The sequence below is a fragment of the Inquilinus ginsengisoli genome (genome assembly GCF_031453975.1).
In the GTDB taxonomy this organism is placed as follows: Bacteria; Pseudomonadota; Alphaproteobacteria; order DSM-16000; family Inquilinaceae; genus Inquilinus; species Inquilinus ginsengisoli_A.
Genome location: NZ_JAVDPW010000012.1, coordinates 162,858 through 178,530, shown reverse-complemented (window position 1 = coordinate 178,530; position 15,673 = coordinate 162,858). Strand labels below are relative to the sequence as shown.

Genomic DNA, 15,673 nt, shown 5'->3' with positions numbered 1-15,673 from the left:
CACGGCCGATTCTTTAGGATGGGGCCCGGGGGATCGAGCCCCTCCGACCCCGAGGAGACTGTCTGGATGCGAGGCGTGAAGCAGAAGCAGGCCCGGAGCGCACCGGGACAGGTCGGCCTGCCGGCCTATGACGTGGTGGCGCTGGTGCTGCAGGGCGGCGGTGCCCTGGGCGCCTACCAGGCCGGGGTCTATGAGGGGCTGCACGAGGCCGGCATCCGCCCGACCTGGCTGGCCGGCATCTCGATCGGCGCACTGAACACCGCGGTCATCGCCGGGTCGCCCGAATCCGAGCGGGTGGACCGCCTGCGCGAGTTCTGGGAGACGATCTGCGCCGTGCCGGTGGAATGGCCGGCCACCGGGGGCCTGGCCGAAAACCTGCCCTTCGCCTTCGACCTGCGGTCGGCCCACAACACCGTCGCGGCGATGAGGGCGCTGTTCCAGGGCCAGCCCGGCTTCTTCAAGCCGCGCTTCCCGCCGCCCTACCTCTCGCCCTTCGCCGGCGACGCCGCCACCAGCTTCTACGACACCACGCCACTGCGCGACACGCTGGAGCGGCTGATCGATTTCGACCGGCTGAACTCCGGCGAGATGCGGGTCAGCGTCGGCGCGGTCAATGTCCGCAGCGGCAACTTCACCTATTTCGACACGAGCGAGCGGCGGCTGGGGCCGGAGCACTTCATGGCGTCGGGCGCCCTGCCGCCCGGCTTCCCCGCCATCGAGATCGACGGCGAGCACTATTGGGACGGCGGCGTGGTCTCCAACACCCCCCTGTCCTATGTGCTGTCGACTGAGCCGCGGCGCGACACCCTGACCTTCCAGGTCGACCTGTGGTCGGCCAAGGGCCGGTTGCCCGACGACCTCATGGAGGTGTCGAGCCGGCAGAAGGACATCCAGTATTCCAGCCGCACCCGCGCCATCACCACCTACATGATGCAGATGCAGAAGATGCGCCAGGCGCTGCAGCGGGTGATGGAGAAGCTGCCGGAGGAGGCGAAGCAGGACCCGGAGATCAAGGCCATCGCCGACCTGGCCTGCCATCGCGCCTACAACATCGTCCACCTGATCTACCAGACCAAGGCCTATGAGGGCCATTCCAAGGACTACGAGTTCGGGCTCGACGCGATGCGCGAGCATTGGCAGAGCGGCCTGGACGACATCCGCCGCACCCTGGCCGACCCGCGCCGGCTGGACCGGCCGTCGCCCGAGGTCGGCGTCGTCACCCACGACGTGCACCGGCTGGACCGTTAGCCAGTGAGTGGCAACCGTCTGGCACGCCACAATTTCCACTGTCATTGCCCGGTCAAGCCGGGCAATGACAGTGGAAGGCAGCCTGGGCAGGGTTGGACGCGCCAAGGCGAACCCCAACCACCTCATCGATCGTCGGGTTGCCCCTGCGTTTTCTTCCTCCATGATGCAGCGAGGACAGAAGCGGGGATGTGATGGAAGGGCGGGTCACGGCGCTGTGGCGCTATCCGGTCAGCTCGCTCGGCGGCGAGGCGCTGGCGGCCTGCGCCGTCGACGTCACCGGCCTGGCCGGCGACCGGGCCTGGGGCCTGGCGGACCGCGACAGCGGCGAGACCGCCTGTCCCGAATCGAAGCGCCGCTGGCGGCCGGCGCCGCAGATCCGGGCCCGGCTCGGCGAGGATGGCCTCCGCCTCGACTTCCCGGACGGGCGCAGCCTGCCGCCCGACGCCGCCGGGGACGCCCTGGCCGACCATTTCGGCTTTCCCGTGCTGCTGCGGCCGCACCGACCCGACGCGGCCGAGACCGCAACGGCCGGGCCGCTGAAGCCGCGCTATGAGCGCCACCCGATCCACCTGCTGACCACCGCCTCGCTGGCGGCGCTGCAGGCCATCCTGCCGGACAGCGCGATCGATGTGCGCCGGTTCCGGCCGAACCTGGTGCTCGACCTGCCGGGGGCGGAGGGCTTCGCCGAGACCGGCTGGATCGGCCGCGCGGTGGCGATCGGCGACGCGCGGATCCGCATCGCCGACCCCTGCGTGCGCTGCGCCTTCACCACCCTGGCCCAGGGCAGCCTGCCGCAGGACCCGGCGGTGCTGATGGCGATCGCCAGGCGCAACGCCACCCATCTCGGCGTGCTGTGCACGGTCGAGGCGCCGGGCGAGATCCGGGTGGGTGATGCAGTGCGGGTGCTGGGGTAAAGGGAGGCGATCGAGCCTTATTGAGTCCCCCCTCCCCTCGCGGGAGGGGGTAGGGGGAGGGGGTTTTCAATGCCCAGAACCGGCCCGGACTCCGGCAATCCGGCTCCGACGCCGAAGCCTGTCCTCTGCGCATTCGCGCGCGGACGCGCGCAGACCCCTCCCCCTACCCCCCTCCCGCAAGGGGAGGGGGGACAGGAAAGGAGCGGGCTCGGCATATTCTGAAAAGGTCCCGCAGGCCGCAACTCCGCCCCAGACGGCCGACTCGCCCCTCAGCTGCTGTCGGGCGGCACGGCGGGGTCGAGCGGGATGTCGAGGTTGCCCTCGATGTCGAAACCGAGGGAGCGGCAGAGGCGGACCACGGCGGTGGCGGTGCTCTCGGTGTCGATCAGCCTCTCGACATCGGGCTCCTGCAGCCGCACCGCCAGCCCGGCCCGGATGTCGGCGGCCAGGGCGGGCTCGGCGAGTTCGTCGATGGCCAGTTCGACCCTGGCGGTGACGGCGGCCCGGCGGCGGGCGCGCTCGGCCGCGATCTCCTCCGCGCTGCCGCCCGGCCGGCCCGGACGCGGCCGGCTCACACGATGCCGCGCCCGGCGGCTCCATTTCCTGGCGAGGCCGAGGCCGCAGACCAGCCCGGTCACGACCGAGCCGACCGGGCGGTCCTCGACCGGGTCCTCGCGGTCGCCATACAGGTCGGCAAACGCCTGGTTGACCTGCATGTCGAGGGCGGCGGCGCGGTCGCGGTCCTCGACATCGCCCCACACCAGGCCGTCGATCATGGTCTCGACCTGTTCGCGGTGGCGGGTGCGGCGGGCCTCGCGGCCGCCGTCGCGGGCGCACATGTCCCGCACGGCGCGGGCGCGCTGGGCCAGGGTGTGGCGCACCAGATGGGCATAGCGGACGAAGGCGAGACCCGGATCTCCGGCCGGGGCCGCCAGGCCCGCCAGGGCCTCGGCCGGTGCGGCCGCGGCGGCAGGCTGGGCCTCCGGCGCTTGGCCGCCGAGGATGCGGGCACCGGCCGACTCGGCCAGTTGCATGCCCATCTCGGCCAGCCGCGTGAGCATCTCGGCCTGTTGCAGCGCGCAGTTGCGGCCATAGGCCTGGGGGTCGAAATCGGCGGGCATCTCTTTCATGGAACATATCATGAACGAATGAAGCAGATGAGCGCAATGAACATTATGTTTACGGATCCGGCGGAGCCCGCGCGGGCCCATCGGGGCCGACCGGCGGATATTAGACCAGCCCGCTGAGTACTCAGCTCGCCAGAGCCACGCCAAAATTGCGCACTCTCACCCGTAATTCGGCCGGGTCAGCGTTCGGCGGCCAGTCTTTCGCGAATCCGCTCCGGTCCGCCGGCCATGCGTCGGGCGAAGGGCCGGTCAGGATCCACCACGCGCCAGAAGGGAGCGCCGCCGTCCTGGCTGATACGCACCAGGTGCCGCTGCACGGTCACCGGGCAGCAGGCATCCGCCCCGTATGCCCTGGCGAGTGCGCGTCTCAGCTCCGCCGGATCAGACACCAGGCCGGGCCGGGCCGCCCGGAGAGCGTCGGCGACCATCGCCTCGCTCGGAATCAGCATGCTCTGCGTCTGGCTCCTGCCCTTGCGCCGCGTCTTGATCACCGGTCGTTCGTCCATGACTGCCTCCATCCATGATCTCCCCGGAGGACGAACGGGAACGGCGCGATCCGACATGCCCTCGCCTCCATCCCCCAGACAGCGGCCTGGGGTCGAAATCGACGGGCAGCTCTTTCATGGAACATATCATGAACAAATGAAACAGATGAGCGCAATGAACATAATGAACATTATGCTTACGAAATCGGCGGCGCCTGCACGGTTCGCATCGGGCAGGCGGTGCGCTGCCATATCGACAGCCTCAATTCTTTGCAGGATCCCCTATGCCTGATCAGATCAAGGAAGCGTGGGGAATACTCTTTGCCCGCATCTTCGCGCATCAGGCCGTGAAGGTCGCCCTCGATCAGCAGCGGCTCCGCGACGATGCCACCCCCTACTATCTGGCCGAACTCGAGAGGATCACCGCTCAACTCGAGAGCGAGGTTTCTGCGGCCCGGAAGGCCATGAGGTGTGATGCGGGCATCCTGGACACGATCACGGCGGCCCGGCAACGGATCGCCAATGACGAGGTTGAACCGCTTCAATAACCGTAGGGGCGTTCGAAGACCGACTGGGATCGATCGGATCCCCGCCAACGCCCCAGCAGCCGTATCGACGGTCGGAGGTTGGGTTCGCGACGCGAACCCAACCTACAGAACGCCTTTATCAGCCCTCACCTCAATCCCCCAGGCAGATCCCCAGCGCCCTCGCGGTCTTGAGCAGCGCGTCGTCGTGCTTGATGTCCTGGTATTCGGCGATCGCGTCCTGCAGCGGCACGTCGATCACCCGGCGGTCGGACCAGGCGACCAGGCGGTCGAACTTGCCCTCGGCGATCAGGTCGACCGCATGGGCGCCGAAGGCCGAGGCGATCAGCCGGTCGCGCCAGCTGGGCATCGAGCCGCGCTGGACATGGCCCAGCACCGTCACCCGCGTTTCCGCCCCCGTGGTGTCGGCGATCTTGAAGGCGACATAGTCGCCGATGCCGCCGAAGCGCTTCTCGCCGCCGTGATAATCCTTGTGCACCTTGGTGCCGTCGATCGTCTTCACCGCCTCGGACACCACCACCAGCGCGAAGTTGCGGCCGGTCTTGCGCACCTCGCGGATCTTGTCGGCGACGGAGTCGATCGAGAACGGGATCTCCGGGATCAGGATCACGTCGGCGCCGCCGGCGATGCCGGCCGCCAGCGCGATGTGGCCGGCGTCGCGGCCCATCACCTCCAGCACCATCACCCGGGCGTGGCTGGCCGCGGTGGGCTGCAGCCGGTCCAGCGCCTCCGTCGCCACCGCCACCGCGGTGTCGAAGCCGACCGAGACCTCGGTCAGGCCGACATCGTTGTCGATAGTCTTGGGGATGCCGACATAGTTGAAGCCGCCCTGCTGCGCCAGGCGCCGCAGGATCTGATGGCTGCCGTCGCCGCCGACCCCGATCAGCGCGTCGAGGCCGAGCTCGTGATAGCCGCCGATGATCTCGACCGACCGGTCCTTCAGCGTGCCGTCGGCCATCGGGAAGGCGAAGGGGTCGCCCTTGTTGGTGGTGCCGAGGATGGTGCCGCCCTGGCGCATCACCGCGGTGGTCATCTTGTCCGGCGTCAGCGCCTCGTAGCGCAGCGGCCGGGACAAGAGGCCCGAGGTGCCCTCCTTGATGCCGATCACGGTCCAGCCCAGCCCGTCGGCCCGGCACACCGCCGCGCGGATCACCGCGTTGAGCCCGGCGCAGTCGCCGCCGCTGGTCAGGATGCCGATGCGCTTCTCGCCTGCCATGACCCTGTTCCCACTCCCCCACACTCCGGACGTCCCTTGTACCGGGATGCGCCGGGCACGGTAAGCTCTCTGAGCTAACGTTGCGAAGGCCGGGCGCCTCCCCCGCATCAAACGCGTTCCGGTCCGGGGGCTGGCTGCGCTATGATCCCGGCCGCTGAACCGGGATCCGCATGAAAGGTCGACGGAGGGAATGATCGACATCGAGTCGATGCAGGAAAAGCTCGCCGCATTGCGGATCGAGCACCGCGATCTTGACGAGATCATCGACCGGCTGACCGCGGACGGGCCCATGAACCAGCTGCAGATCCAGCGCCTGAAGAAGCGCAAATTGCTGCTCAAGGATCAGATCACCATGATCGAGAGCCGGATCCTGCCCGATATCATCGCCTGACTGCCGCCATCGCCTGACCCGCCCCCTTCGCCCGCCAGACCGAGGATCATCCGACCCATGGCCGAACCCGTCGCCCCCGTGGCGATCATCATGGGCAGCCAGTCCGACTGGGAGACCATGCGCCACGCCGCCGAGACCCTGGCGCTGCTGGGCATCGCCCATGAGGCGCACATCGTCTCCGCCCACCGCACGCCGCAGCGGCTGTATGATTTCGCCGGCAGCGCCCGCGACCGCGGGGTCAAGGTGGTGATCGCCGGGGCCGGCGGCGCCGCGCATCTGCCGGGCATGGCGGCGGCGCTGACGCCGCTGCCTGTCCTGGGCGTGCCGGTCGAGAGCAAGGCGCTGAAGGGCATGGACAGCCTGCTGTCGATCGTGCAGATGCCCGGCGGCATCCCGGTCGGCACCCTGGCGATCGGCCGCGCCGGCGCGATCAACGCCGCGCTGCTGGCCGCCGCCATCCTGGCGCTGGGCGACCCCGCGGTGGCCGATGCGCTGGACGATTGGCGCCGCCGCCAGACCGCCGCCGTGGCCGAACACCCGAAGGACGAATGACCGCCATCCCTCCCCTTCCGCCCGGCAGCGTCATCGGCATGCTCGGCGGCGGCCAGCTGGGCCGCATGACCGCGCTGGCCGCCGCCCGCCTGGGCTACCGCACCCATGTGCTGTGCCCGGACCTGGACAGCCCCTGCGCCCAGGTCACCGACCGGTCGACCCTGGCCGCCTACACCGACCATGCGGCGCTGGACGCCTTCGCCACCCAGGTCGACGTCGTCACCTACGAATTCGAGAACATCCCCTACGAGACCGTGCGGCACCTGGCGGCGCGGGTGCCGGTGCGGCCGGGCCCCGACGGGCTGGCGGTGTGCCAGGACCGGGTGGCGGAGAAGGACTTCGCCAACCGCCACGGCATCGGCACCGCGCCCTGGCGGGCGGTCGGCTCGGCCGAGGAGCTGGCGGCGGCCGTCGCCGCGATCGGCACCCCGGCGGTGCTGAAGACCCGGCGCGAGGGCTATGACGGCAAGGGCCAGGCGGTGATCCGCGATCCCAAGGACGCGGCCGCGGCCTGGCAGCAGCTGGGCGGGCGCCCGTCGGTGCTGGAGGGCTTCGTCGACTTCGCCCGCGAGCTGTCGGTGATCGCGGCCCGCGGCGTCGACGGGTCGGTGGTGTGCTACCCCGCTGTCGAGAACCGGCACCGCGACCACATCCTGTCCGAGACGATCGCCCCGGCCCCGGACCTGTCGCCCGAGCGCGCCGAGGAGGCCGAGCGGATCGCCCGCACCCTGGTCACCGCGCTCGACATGGTCGGGCTGCTGGCGGTCGAGCTGTTCGAGGCGCGCGACGGCAGCCTGCTGGTCAACGAACTGGCGCCGCGGCCGCACAATTCCGGCCACTGGACCCAGGATGCCTGCGCCTGCGACCAGTTCGAGCAGCTGGTCCGCGCCGTCTGCGGCCTGCCGCTGGGGTCGACCGCGCGCCATTCCGATGCCGTGATGCAGAACCTGATCGGCGACGACGTGCTGCGCTGGCCGGAGTTCCTGGCCGAGCCGGGGGCGCGGCTGCACCTCTACGGCAAGGGCGCGCCGCGCCCCGGCCGCAAGATGGGGCATGTCAACCGGCTGGTCCCGGGGCCAAAGTTGCATAAATAGATATTCTCCGGCATCATTCCTGCATATTTGCGGGAATTGGCCGGAGGCAAGGAATGCGGGACCTTGGCGCGGCAATGCTTCGGACGCTCCGCCGTCCCGAAGCCTTGGCCGCTTGCGTCGGTGCCCTTTGCGCCATCGCCGTGGTCCTGGTGACCCAGAGCTTTTCTTTGGTTCGGGGTCTGAGCATTGAAAGCCGGCGGGTCGACGGCGCCATCGGTCTTGAACAGCAGCGCTTCGCCTTCGAGATCATCGACCGATCCCTGACCGCCAACGACCCCAAGGACAACCTCGCCCACCTGGCCTTCTACGCCAAGGTCGGGGTGCTCGACCGCTACAAGGACAACATCCTGCAGATGGCCACGGCCGCCGGCATCGATGTCGACCGGCTGCTGCCCCCCGCCGCGCCGGCCACGCCGCCGGCCCGCGGCTTCGTCGGCGGCAGCCCGGTGCCGGAGAAGCTGTACCTGGCGCTGTTCGGGCAGCCGGCCGCCAGCCTGAGCGAGACCTGCCAGGCGCCGACCAACAAGCGGCTGCTGAGCAATGTCGAGGACGCCGATGTCGGGCCGTTCCAGGTGCAGGGGCTGAAGCCGGCCGTCGCCTCGCTCAAGGACATCCTCGACAAGATCAAGGCCGACAACCCCGACCTGTACGGCCGGCTCGACACCGCCGGGATGATCTGCGCCAAGCTGATCCGCGGCACCAACCGGATCTCGTCGCAGGCCTGGGGTGGCACCATCGACCTGATGATCGACCACAAGGTCCTGCCCTATATGGACCCCGCCAACCCCGGCAATCCGCTCTATGCCGACTATTCCGCCCTGGCTGGGTACTTCATGGAGGATGGCTGGATCTGGGGCGGGCCGACGGAGCCGAGCCGCTTCGAGATCAGCGCCGACTTCCTGGTCCGGTCGGTCAATCAGGGCGCGATCACCCTATGACCTGAACATCGGCAGCGGCGGCCACCGCCAGCTCGATAAAGGCGCGGATCGCCGGGAAGCGGCGGCGGTCGCGGTGGCACAGCACGTATTCGTCGGTCTGCCACCCCCGGTCGCCCAGCGGCCGGATCGCGATCCTGGGGTCGGGCCGGATTTCGCCCTCGGAGATGAAGCCGATGCCGAGGCCGTGGCCCACCGCCTCCTGCACCGCCTCGCGGCCGGTGACCTCGAACACCGCGGTGGGCGCGACCTCCGCCTCGGCCAGCCCCCGCTCCACCGTGCGCCGGGTCATCGACCCGGTCTCGCGCATCACCAGCCGTCGGCCCGCCAGCGCAGCGGCCGGCACCGCATCCAGCGCGGCCAGGGCGTCGCCAGCCGGCAGCATCAGCCGCACCGGGTCGCGGTACAGCGGCACGATGTGGAAGCGCGGATCGACCGGCGGGTTCGACAGCAGCGCCACGTCCAGCCGGGCCTCGGACAAATCCTCCAGCACCGCGCCGGCATTGCCGATCGACAGCCGGATCTCGACCTGGGGATGGCGGCGGTCGAATTCCGCGATCAGCGGCATGACGTAGTAGGGGCTGTCGGCGCCCAGCTGCAGCAGCCCCTGCGCCAGCTGGGCCGACCCCTCCAGCAACGTCGCCGCCTCCTGCTCGGTGTCGAACAGCCGGGTGGTGAGCTGGAACAGCCGGCGGCCCATCTCGGTCGGCTGCACCTTGCGCGAGCTGCGTTCGAACAGCAGCACGCCGTAGCGTTCCTCCAGCGCCTTCACCGATTGCGACAGGGTCGGCTGGGTCAGGCCCAGCGTCCGCGCCGCCAGGGTGAAGCTGGACTGGGTGGCCACCGCATGGAAGGCGCGCAGCTGCATCAGGTTCATCGGCATGGCCTATAGATAGCATGGGAAACCCGAATTGGACTTATGCATTGGAGAGTCGCAATTTTGGTCTCAGCCACCCCAGCCCCCCCAGCTCTGGATCAAGGCCGCCATGCTCACTGCCGCCGCCCGCCCCATTGCCAGTGCCCACCCGATCACCACCGACGACATCGGGATCGCGACGCTGCACCACACGCCCAGCCGCCTGACCATCCGCTGGTCGGACGGGCGCGAGAGCCCCTATCCCGCGATCTGGCTGGCCGACAACCGGCCGGACCGCCGCGACCGGCCGGACGGGCAGCGCCTGTTCGACGCCATCGACCTGCCCGAGGGCATCGTCCTCCGCGCCGCGGCGCTGGCCGCCGACGGATCGGTCGAGACCCATCTCGCCGGCTTCGACACCCCGGCGCGCTTCACCGCCGCCTGGCTGCGGGCCCATGCGCTGGACCCGGCCTCGCGCGCCGGGCGCCGCCGCAAGCCGGTGCTGTGGGATGCGGGCCTGGCCGCGGCGCCGCCGTCTGGCGACTACGCCGCGGTGCTGGCCGATGACGGCGCCCGCGCCGCCTGGCTGCGCCAGGTCCACGACCACGGCTTCGCCCTGCTGCGCGGCGTGCCGACCGAGCCGGGCATGGTGTGCAGGGTGGTCGAGATCTTCGGCCATGTCCGCGAGACCAATTACGGCCGGCTGTTCGACGTGGTGGCGGTGGAGAAGGCGCAGAACCTGGCCTTCACCGCCCTGTCGCTGGGCAACCACACCGACAACCCCTATCGCGATCCGGTGCCGCAGATGCAGCTGCTGCATTGCCTGGAGGCGGCGTCCGAGGGCGGCGAATCGGTGGTGGTCGACGGCTTCGCCGCCGCCGACCGGCTGCGGCGCGAGGCGCCGGACGCCTTCGACCTGCTGACCCGGCGGGCGGTGCCGTTCCGCTATGTCGAAGCCGGCAAGGTCGACCTGCGCGCCAAGGCGCCGCTGATCGAGCTGGACGCCGACGGCGACGTGAAGGCGGTGCGCTACAACAACCGCTCGATCGCGCCCTTTGACCTCGACCCCGACGAGGTCGAGGCCTTCTACGACGCCTATCGCCGCTTCGGCCGGCTGCTGCACGACCCCGCCCTGACCGTCGGCTTCCGCCTGGCGCCTGGCGACCTGTTCATCGTCGAGAACCGCCGGGTGCTGCACGGCCGCCGCGGCTTCTCCGCCGGGCGCCGCTGGCTGCAGGGCTGCTACACCGACACGGACGGGCTGACCAGCACCCTGTTCAGCCTGGAGGCGTCCCGATGAGCGACACCCTGCACCCGCTGCTGGCCGAGATCGAAGGCCTGTTCGCCGCCCATGGCCACAACACCTATGGCGAGGGCGTCACCATGCAGGAGCATGGGCTGCAGGCCGCGGCCCTGGCCGAGCACGAGGGCGCGCCGGACGAGCTGGTGGTCGCCGCCCTGCTGCACGACATCGGCCATTTCCTGGAGCTGGCCGACGACGCCTATGGCTATCACAAGCATGACGGCGCCGGCGGTGACTGGCTGGCCGCCCGCTTCGGCCCGGAGATCAGCGAGCCCGCCCGGCTGCACGTCGCCGCCAAGCGCTACCTCTGCGCCGTCGAGCCGAGCTATCTCGACGTCCTCTCCGCCGCCTCGGTCCATTCCCTGGGCAAGCAGGGCGGGCCGATGAGCCCCGCGGAGGTCGCCGAATTCGCCCGGCATCCACAGGTCGACGCCGCGGTGCGGCTGCGGCGCTGGGACGATGGCGGCAAGATCGAGGGGCTGAAGGTCAGCACCGTCGCCGACTACCGCGACCGGATTTTGAAGGCGGCGAAGGCCGGTTAGGCCGGGGCTCGGCCGACGCCCTGTTCTCCGGCCTTCCCTTCTTTGTCATTGCCCGGCTTGACCGGGCAATCCAGGGGCCACCAAGAGCTGCTCTGGCCGCCCCTGGATGCCACGGTCAAGCCGTGGCATGACAAAACAAGGGCTTAGGTCGGTTAGGCCGCCGCCACCGCCTGGATCTCGACCAGCAGGCTGGGCACCACCAGGCCGGCGACGATCACCAGCGTCGAGGCGGTGGCGTGCCCGGCCAGCCGGCGTTCGCGCACGCTGCGGTACAGCGGCAGCAGGTCGGGCCGGATGATGAAGCCGTCGACCTTGACCAGGTCGGTGACCGCCATGCCGGCATCGGTCAGCACCGCCAGCAGGTTGTCCCAGGCCAGCTCCATCTGCCGCTCGGGGTCCTCCGGCACGGTGCCGTCGGGCGTGGCGCCGACCTGGCCAGAGATGTGCAGCCAGCGCGCACCGGCCGGGGCCGAGGCGCCCTGGCTGTAGCGCGAGAACGGCGCGGCGACGCCGGCCGGGTTGTGCAGCGTGATCGTCATGGGTCTTCCCCTGGTGTCGGTTCAGGTGCGGCCGGAGAGCGGGTCGTTTTCCAGCAGGATCGGCGCGCCATGCGGCGTGGCCTGCGCCGCCCGGTCCCAGGCCGCCTTGCGGTGCCGCAGAGTCTCGCTGTCGGCGGCGCCCTTCGCCACCACCAGCTGCTCCAGCGCGGCCAGCCAGTGGTCGTAGTAGCGGCTGCCGTCATCCGGGTCGCCGGCCGCCTGGGCCCGGGCGATCTCCGCCCCCAGCGCCGCCGCCCATTCGTCCCAGGTGAAGACGCCGCGGTCGCGCAGAGCCACCGCCATGGCGAAGGCCTGGGCCTGCCAGGGCTCGGCGAAGACCGGGCCGTCCCGGTCGCGCGGCAGCGGCGCCGTGCCGTCCAGCACACTGATCACCGCGTCATGCCGGCTCAAGATAGCCCTCCCAGGCATCGATCGAGACCTCGAGGGTGGGGTCGGCGCCCTCGCCCCACAGCTCCGGCCCGGTGAAGCGGAGGGTGTAGAGCCATTGCGGATCCTCATCCGTGCCATGGGCCCGGGCGTCGGGCAGCACGAACACGCCATGCACCCGGTCGACCACCCCGACCTTGCCGCGGGCGTAGCGCGGCAGCCTGGTGTGGCCGGTCGGGTGGATGTTGCGGGTGCGGACCGCCTGGCCCAGGGCGAAGCGGGCCGGCGCCGCCTCCGGCCGCTGGTAGTTGGTGCCGCGCGCCAGCACGCCCGCCACCTGGTCGGCCTGCAGCGCCGGCGGCACCGCCACGGCGGGGTCGATGGCGTGCCCGGCCGCCAGCTCCGCCGCCGACACCAGCCCGTCCGCCAGCAGCAGCTTCTCCAGCCCCTTCAGCCAGATCTGGTAGTAGCTGGAGGACAGGTATTCGACCGGATGCAGGGTTTCTCGCGCATGCCGGCTGGCGTCGATCGACCAGCGCCGCAGCGCGCCGGCGGCGAGGTTCATGGCCAGGACGCGCTTTTCCCAATCGGCGTGGAAGCGGACATGCTCCGGCTCCGGCACCACCGGGCCGAAGCCCATCATGCCGCCGAGATCCTGGCCGCCGTTCACGACACGGTCCCCGGTTCGCGCGCGATCCCGGCGCCGATCATGCTGTCGCGGCTGACCAGGTCGGCCAGCGCCGCCTCGTCCCAGCCTTCGGTGCCGGCGGGGCGCATCGGGATCACGAGGTAGCGGGTCTCGGCGGTCGAATCCCACACCCGGATCCGGGTCTCGGCCGGCAGGGTCACGCCGAAATCGGCCAGCACGCCGCGCGGGTCGATCACGGCGCGCGAGCGGTAGGGCGCCGATTTGTACCAGACCGGCGGCAGTCCCAGCACCGGCCAGGGATAACAGGAGCACAGGGTGCAGACGATCAGGTTGTGGGTGTCGGGCGTGTTCTCGACCGCGATCATGTGCTCGCCGCCGCGGCCGCTGAAGCCGAACTCGGCGACCGCGGCGGTGGCGTCGGTGCGCAGCCGCTCGCGATAGGCCGGGTCGGCCCAGGCCTTGGCCACCACCCGGGCGCCGTTGCGCGGGCCGATCCGGGTCTCGTAGGTCTCGACCAGGACGTCCAGCGCCGCCGGGTCGACATAGCCCTTCTCGACCAGCACCGATTCCAGCGCCCGGACGCGGAGCGCCGTGTCGGACAGCTCGCTGCCCTCGTGATCGTGATCGTGATCGTGGTGGTCGGACATGGGCCTCGCTCCGCTGCATCGGATCCCGCATCGGAGCCTAGCGCCGCAGGACGGCGGCGGCCAGCCGCCGGGCGCTACCGTCCCATGCGCTTTCGTGCTAGCAAACCGGCCAACCGACACCCTGATGAAAACCGGAGCCGTCCGATGGCCGCCGAAACCGCCTTCCGCAAAGAAACCGACAGCCTGGGCGCCGTCGACGTCCCGACCGACCGCTACTGGGGCGCGCAGACCCAGCGCAGCCTGCAGAATTTCAAGATCGGCGGCGAGCGCATGCCGGCCCCGCTGGTGCGGGCCTTGGGCATCCAGAAGAAGGCCTCGGCCCAGGCCAACATGGCGCTGGGCGAGCTGGACCCGGCGATCGGCAACGCCATCGTCGCCGCGGCGGAAGAGGTGATCGACGGCACCCTGGCCGACCATTTCCCGCTGGTGGTGTGGCAGACCGGGTCCGGCACCCAGACCAACATGAACGCCAACGAGGTGATCTCGAACCGCGCCATCGAGATCCTGGGCGGCGAGATCGGCTCGAAGAAGCCGGTGCACCCGAACGACCACGTCAACCGCGGCCAGTCTTCGAACGACAGCTTCCCGACGGTGATGCACATCGCCGCGGTCGAGCAGATCGGCCATGAGCTGCTGCCGAGCCTGGAGCACCTGCACGGCGCCCTGGCCGCCAAGGCGTCGGAGTTCAAGGACCTGGTCAAGATCGGCCGCACCCATCTGCAGGATGCGACGCCCCTGACCCTGGGCCAGGAATTCTCCGGCTATGCCCGCCAGATCGAGCTGGGCATCGCCCGGGTCAAAGGCTGCCTGCCGCATCTGCTGGACCTGGCCCAGGGCGGCACCGCCGTCGGCACCGGGCTGAACGCCAAGGAAGGCTTCGCCGAGGCCTTCGCCGCGCACGCCGCCAGCATCACCGGCTTCCCGTTCAAGACCGCGCCGAACAAGTTCGAGGCGCTGGCCGCGCATGACGCCTGCGTCGAGGCCTCCGGCGTGATGAACACCCTGGCGACGTCGCTGATGAAGATCGCCAACGACATCCGCCTGCTCGGCTCCGGCCCGCGCTGCGGCATCGGCGAGATCCACCTGCCGGAGAACGAGCCCGGCTCGTCGATCATGCCGGGCAAGGTCAACCCGACTCAGTCCGAGGCGATGACCATGGTCTGCGCCCAGGTGATGGGCAACAACGTCACCGTCACCTTTGCCGGCGCCACCGGCCATTTCGAGCTGAACGTGTTCAAGCCGGTGATCATCTACAACCTGCTGCAGTCGATCCGCCTGCTGGCCGATGCCTGCCGCAGCTTCACCGACAATTGCGTCGTCGGCATCGAGGCCCGCACCGACCGGATCGAGCAGCTGCTGCACGAATCGCTGATGCTGGTGACCGCGTTGAACCCACATATCGGCTACGACAACGCCGCCAAGGTGGCGAAGAAGGCGCATGCCGAGAACACCACGCTGAAGCAGGCGGCGATCTCGCTCGGCCTGCTGACCGCCGAGCAGTTCGACGAGTGGGTGCGGCCCGAGACCATGGTCGGCCCCAACGCCTGACTCGGTCCGGCCGACGGTGAGCGGCGTCCGCAAGCGGTCGGTCAATATCGCCGGCCATGCCACCAGCGTCTCGCTGGAGCCGGGGTTCTGGGATGCCCTCGGCCGCCTCGCCACCCGGCGCGGCCTGCCGGTCAACCGGCTGGTCGAGGCGATCGACGCGGCGCGCGACCCGGACGGCAACCTGTCCAGCGCACTGCGGACCGCCGTCCTGGAGGCGGCCCTGGCGCGCGAGATCTGACATGAAAAAGCCCCGGCCGAACGGCCGGGGCTTTTCATCACCGGGTCGCGGGGATCAGCCGCCGCACTGGGCGGTGTAGGCCTGGTCGCCGGTCGAGACCTGCTGGTCGAGCTGCTTCAGCTGGTCGTCCGTCAGCTTCAGATCGGCCTGACAGCCCTTGTAGATGTCGGTCAGCTTCTTGGTCTCGGCCATGACGTCCTTCATCGCCGAGCACTGCTCGTCCTTCGAGGCCGTCGTCTTGCCCTGAAGGGCCTGGCTCAGGGTCATGACCTTCTGCGCCTGGGCCTGGGCGTCATCGGTGCAGGCGGCAAAAGCAGGCGATGCCAGCAGCGAGGCCACGGCGGCGGCGAGGAAAATACGCTTCACGGAATGCTCCTTGGGCTTTTTCGGACGATCCCGCATCGGCGAGCACCGGTTGCAGGCGCTTGGGAAACCCATAGTTGCGGACTGGGTTCCC

At 70.1% G+C, this 15,673-nt stretch carries 20 protein-coding genes; 11 read left to right on the top strand and 9 right to left on the bottom strand.

What is annotated here, in order from left to right; genetic code table 11:
* Positions 1–66 precede the first annotated feature (66 nt).
* Together E9232_RS30235 and E9232_RS30230 are read left to right on the top strand one after the other, a co-directional pair.
* Positions 67–1,248 (top strand): DUF3734 domain-containing protein, encoded by a 1,182-nt coding sequence (locus tag E9232_RS30235; RefSeq protein WP_309800594.1) that lies wholly within the window; start codon positions 67–69, stop codon positions 1,246–1,248.
* A gap of 191 nt (positions 1,249–1,439) precedes the next feature.
* Complete coding sequence (locus tag E9232_RS30230; RefSeq protein ID WP_309800592.1) at positions 1,440–2,162, top strand: MOSC domain-containing protein; 723 nt, start codon at positions 1,440–1,442, stop codon at positions 2,160–2,162.
* A 269-nt stretch (positions 2,163–2,431) separates the two neighbouring features.
* On the opposite strand, the gene E9232_RS30225 is transcribed toward E9232_RS30230, so the two are convergent.
* Together E9232_RS30225 and E9232_RS30220 are read right to left on the bottom strand one after the other, a co-directional pair.
* Positions 2,432–3,292, bottom strand: a complete 861-nt coding sequence (locus E9232_RS30225) for a hypothetical protein (protein ID WP_309800591.1) — start codon at positions 3,290–3,292, stop codon at positions 2,432–2,434.
* 176 nt (positions 3,293–3,468) lie between these two features.
* Complete coding sequence (locus E9232_RS30220; RefSeq protein WP_309800590.1) at positions 3,469–3,795, bottom strand: hypothetical protein; 327 nt, start codon at positions 3,793–3,795, stop codon at positions 3,469–3,471.
* Between the two features lie 263 nt (positions 3,796–4,058).
* Here E9232_RS30220 and E9232_RS30215 point away from each other — a divergent pair, with 263 nt between their 5' ends.
* The gene (locus E9232_RS30215; protein WP_309800589.1) at positions 4,059–4,322 is read left to right on the top strand and encodes a hypothetical protein; all 264 of its coding nucleotides are present in this window, start codon (positions 4,059–4,061) and stop codon (positions 4,320–4,322) included.
* 130 nt (positions 4,323–4,452) lie between these two features.
* Here the strand turns inward: E9232_RS30215 and E9232_RS30210 are convergent, their stop codons facing one another.
* Positions 4,453–5,535: an ATP-dependent 6-phosphofructokinase gene (locus tag E9232_RS30210; protein WP_309800588.1), complete on the bottom strand. Its 1,083-nt coding sequence runs from the start codon at positions 5,533–5,535 to the stop codon at positions 4,453–4,455.
* Between the two features lie 190 nt (positions 5,536–5,725).
* Here E9232_RS30210 and E9232_RS30205 point away from each other — a divergent pair, with 190 nt between their 5' ends.
* The 4 genes from E9232_RS30205 (at position 5,726) to E9232_RS30190 (ending at position 8,510) form a co-directional block, all read left to right on the top strand.
* Positions 5,726–5,926 carry a YdcH family protein gene (locus tag E9232_RS30205; RefSeq protein ID WP_309800586.1) on the top strand — a complete coding sequence of 67 codons (201 nt, stop codon included), beginning with the start codon at positions 5,726–5,728 and terminating at the stop codon, positions 5,924–5,926.
* A 57-nt stretch (positions 5,927–5,983) separates the two neighbouring features.
* The gene (gene purE, locus E9232_RS30200) at positions 5,984–6,478 is read left to right on the top strand and encodes a 5-(carboxyamino)imidazole ribonucleotide mutase (RefSeq protein WP_309800585.1); all 495 of its coding nucleotides are present in this window, start codon (positions 5,984–5,986) and stop codon (positions 6,476–6,478) included.
* The gene (locus E9232_RS30195) at positions 6,475–7,572 is read left to right on the top strand and encodes a 5-(carboxyamino)imidazole ribonucleotide synthase (protein ID WP_309800584.1); all 1,098 of its coding nucleotides are present in this window, start codon (positions 6,475–6,477) and stop codon (positions 7,570–7,572) included. The genes purE and E9232_RS30195 overlap by 4 nt, the downstream gene beginning before the upstream one ends.
* A gap of 167 nt (positions 7,573–7,739) precedes the next feature.
* Positions 7,740–8,510 (top strand): M15 family metallopeptidase domain-containing protein, encoded by a 771-nt coding sequence (locus E9232_RS30190; RefSeq protein WP_309800582.1) that lies wholly within the window; start codon positions 7,740–7,742, stop codon positions 8,508–8,510.
* Here E9232_RS30190 and E9232_RS30185 read toward each other — a convergent pair.
* Positions 8,500–9,384 carry a LysR substrate-binding domain-containing protein gene (locus tag E9232_RS30185; RefSeq protein WP_309800580.1) on the bottom strand — a complete coding sequence of 295 codons (885 nt, stop codon included), beginning with the start codon at positions 9,382–9,384 and terminating at the stop codon, positions 8,500–8,502. The two genes, E9232_RS30190 and E9232_RS30185, sit on opposite strands and share 11 nt — an antisense overlap.
* 109 nt (positions 9,385–9,493) lie before the next feature.
* Between E9232_RS30185 and tmpA the strand changes: the two genes are divergently transcribed.
* Together tmpA and E9232_RS30175 are read left to right on the top strand one after the other, a co-directional pair.
* Positions 9,494–10,663 (top strand): 2-trimethylaminoethylphosphonate dioxygenase, encoded by a 1,170-nt coding sequence (gene tmpA, locus E9232_RS30180; RefSeq protein ID WP_309800578.1) that lies wholly within the window; start codon positions 9,494–9,496, stop codon positions 10,661–10,663.
* Positions 10,660–11,208 carry an HD domain-containing protein gene (locus E9232_RS30175; RefSeq protein ID WP_309800576.1) on the top strand — a complete coding sequence of 183 codons (549 nt, stop codon included), beginning with the start codon at positions 10,660–10,662 and terminating at the stop codon, positions 11,206–11,208. Before tmpA ends, E9232_RS30175 begins: the two co-directional genes overlap by 4 nt.
* A gap of 152 nt (positions 11,209–11,360) precedes the next feature.
* Here E9232_RS30175 and E9232_RS30170 read toward each other — a convergent pair whose 3' ends face one another.
* From E9232_RS30170 to nthA, 4 genes are read right to left on the bottom strand one after another with little or no spacing between them, the layout of a single operon-like run.
* Positions 11,361–11,747, bottom strand: coding sequence for a RidA family protein (locus E9232_RS30170; RefSeq protein WP_309800575.1), 387 nt, complete (start codon positions 11,745–11,747; stop codon positions 11,361–11,363).
* Positions 11,748–11,768: 21 nt separating this feature from the next.
* The gene (locus E9232_RS30165; protein ID WP_309800573.1) at positions 11,769–12,158 is read right to left on the bottom strand and encodes a nitrile hydratase accessory protein; all 390 of its coding nucleotides are present in this window, start codon (positions 12,156–12,158) and stop codon (positions 11,769–11,771) included.
* On the bottom strand, positions 12,145–12,804 hold the full coding sequence (gene nthB, locus E9232_RS30160) for a nitrile hydratase subunit beta (protein ID WP_309800571.1): 660 nt from the start codon (positions 12,802–12,804) through the stop codon (positions 12,145–12,147). The genes E9232_RS30165 and nthB overlap by 14 nt, the downstream gene beginning before the upstream one ends.
* Positions 12,801–13,430, bottom strand: coding sequence for a nitrile hydratase subunit alpha (gene nthA, locus E9232_RS30155; protein WP_309800570.1), 630 nt, complete (start codon positions 13,428–13,430; stop codon positions 12,801–12,803). The genes nthB and nthA overlap by 4 nt, the downstream gene beginning before the upstream one ends.
* Before the next feature lie 144 nt (positions 13,431–13,574).
* Here nthA and fumC point away from each other — a divergent pair, with 144 nt between their 5' ends.
* Both fumC and E9232_RS30145 read left to right on the top strand, forming a co-directional pair.
* On the top strand, positions 13,575–14,978 hold the full coding sequence (gene fumC, locus E9232_RS30150) for a class II fumarate hydratase (protein ID WP_309800567.1): 1,404 nt from the start codon (positions 13,575–13,577) through the stop codon (positions 14,976–14,978).
* A 16-nt stretch (positions 14,979–14,994) separates the two neighbouring features.
* Positions 14,995–15,216 carry a ribbon-helix-helix domain-containing protein gene (locus E9232_RS30145; RefSeq protein WP_309800565.1) on the top strand — a complete coding sequence of 74 codons (222 nt, stop codon included), beginning with the start codon at positions 14,995–14,997 and terminating at the stop codon, positions 15,214–15,216.
* 54 nt (positions 15,217–15,270) lie between these two features.
* Here the strand turns inward: E9232_RS30145 and E9232_RS30140 are convergent, their stop codons facing one another.
* Positions 15,271–15,582, bottom strand: a complete 312-nt coding sequence (locus E9232_RS30140; RefSeq protein WP_309800563.1) for a hypothetical protein — start codon at positions 15,580–15,582, stop codon at positions 15,271–15,273.
* Between the last annotated feature and the right edge of the window lie 91 nt (positions 15,583–15,673).

Bases quoted from the DNA above. Each gene is read 5' to 3' on its own strand.
- E9232_RS30210 (WP_309800588.1), bottom strand. From the start codon at position 5,535: ATGGCAGGCGAGAAGCGCATCGGCATCCTGACCAGCGGCGGCGACTGC.
- E9232_RS30230 (WP_309800592.1), top strand. From the start codon at position 1,440: ATGGAAGGGCGGGTCACGGCGCTGTGGCGCTATCCGGTCAGCTCGCTC.
- fumC (WP_309800567.1), top strand. From the start codon at position 13,575: ATGGCCGCCGAAACCGCCTTCCGCAAAGAAACCGACAGCCTGGGCGCC.
- E9232_RS30215 (WP_309800589.1), top strand. From the start codon at position 4,059: ATGCCTGATCAGATCAAGGAAGCGTGGGGAATACTCTTTGCCCGCATC.
- E9232_RS30175 (WP_309800576.1), top strand. From the start codon at position 10,660: ATGAGCGACACCCTGCACCCGCTGCTGGCCGAGATCGAAGGCCTGTTC.
- E9232_RS30195 (WP_309800584.1), top strand. From the start codon at position 6,475: ATGACCGCCATCCCTCCCCTTCCGCCCGGCAGCGTCATCGGCATGCTC.
- nthA (WP_309800570.1), bottom strand. From the start codon at position 13,430: ATGTCCGACCACCACGATCACGATCACGATCACGAGGGCAGCGAGCTG.
- E9232_RS30220 (WP_309800590.1), bottom strand. From the start codon at position 3,795: ATGGACGAACGACCGGTGATCAAGACGCGGCGCAAGGGCAGGAGCCAG.
- purE (WP_309800585.1), top strand. From the start codon at position 5,984: ATGGCCGAACCCGTCGCCCCCGTGGCGATCATCATGGGCAGCCAGTCC.
- E9232_RS30170 (WP_309800575.1), bottom strand. From the start codon at position 11,747: ATGACGATCACGCTGCACAACCCGGCCGGCGTCGCCGCGCCGTTCTCG.
- E9232_RS30235 (WP_309800594.1), top strand. From the start codon at position 67: ATGCGAGGCGTGAAGCAGAAGCAGGCCCGGAGCGCACCGGGACAGGTC.
- E9232_RS30185 (WP_309800580.1), bottom strand. From the start codon at position 9,384: ATGAACCTGATGCAGCTGCGCGCCTTCCATGCGGTGGCCACCCAGTCC.
- tmpA (WP_309800578.1), top strand. From the start codon at position 9,494: ATGCTCACTGCCGCCGCCCGCCCCATTGCCAGTGCCCACCCGATCACC.
- E9232_RS30205 (WP_309800586.1), top strand. From the start codon at position 5,726: ATGATCGACATCGAGTCGATGCAGGAAAAGCTCGCCGCATTGCGGATC.
- E9232_RS30225 (WP_309800591.1), bottom strand. From the start codon at position 3,292: ATGAAAGAGATGCCCGCCGATTTCGACCCCCAGGCCTATGGCCGCAAC.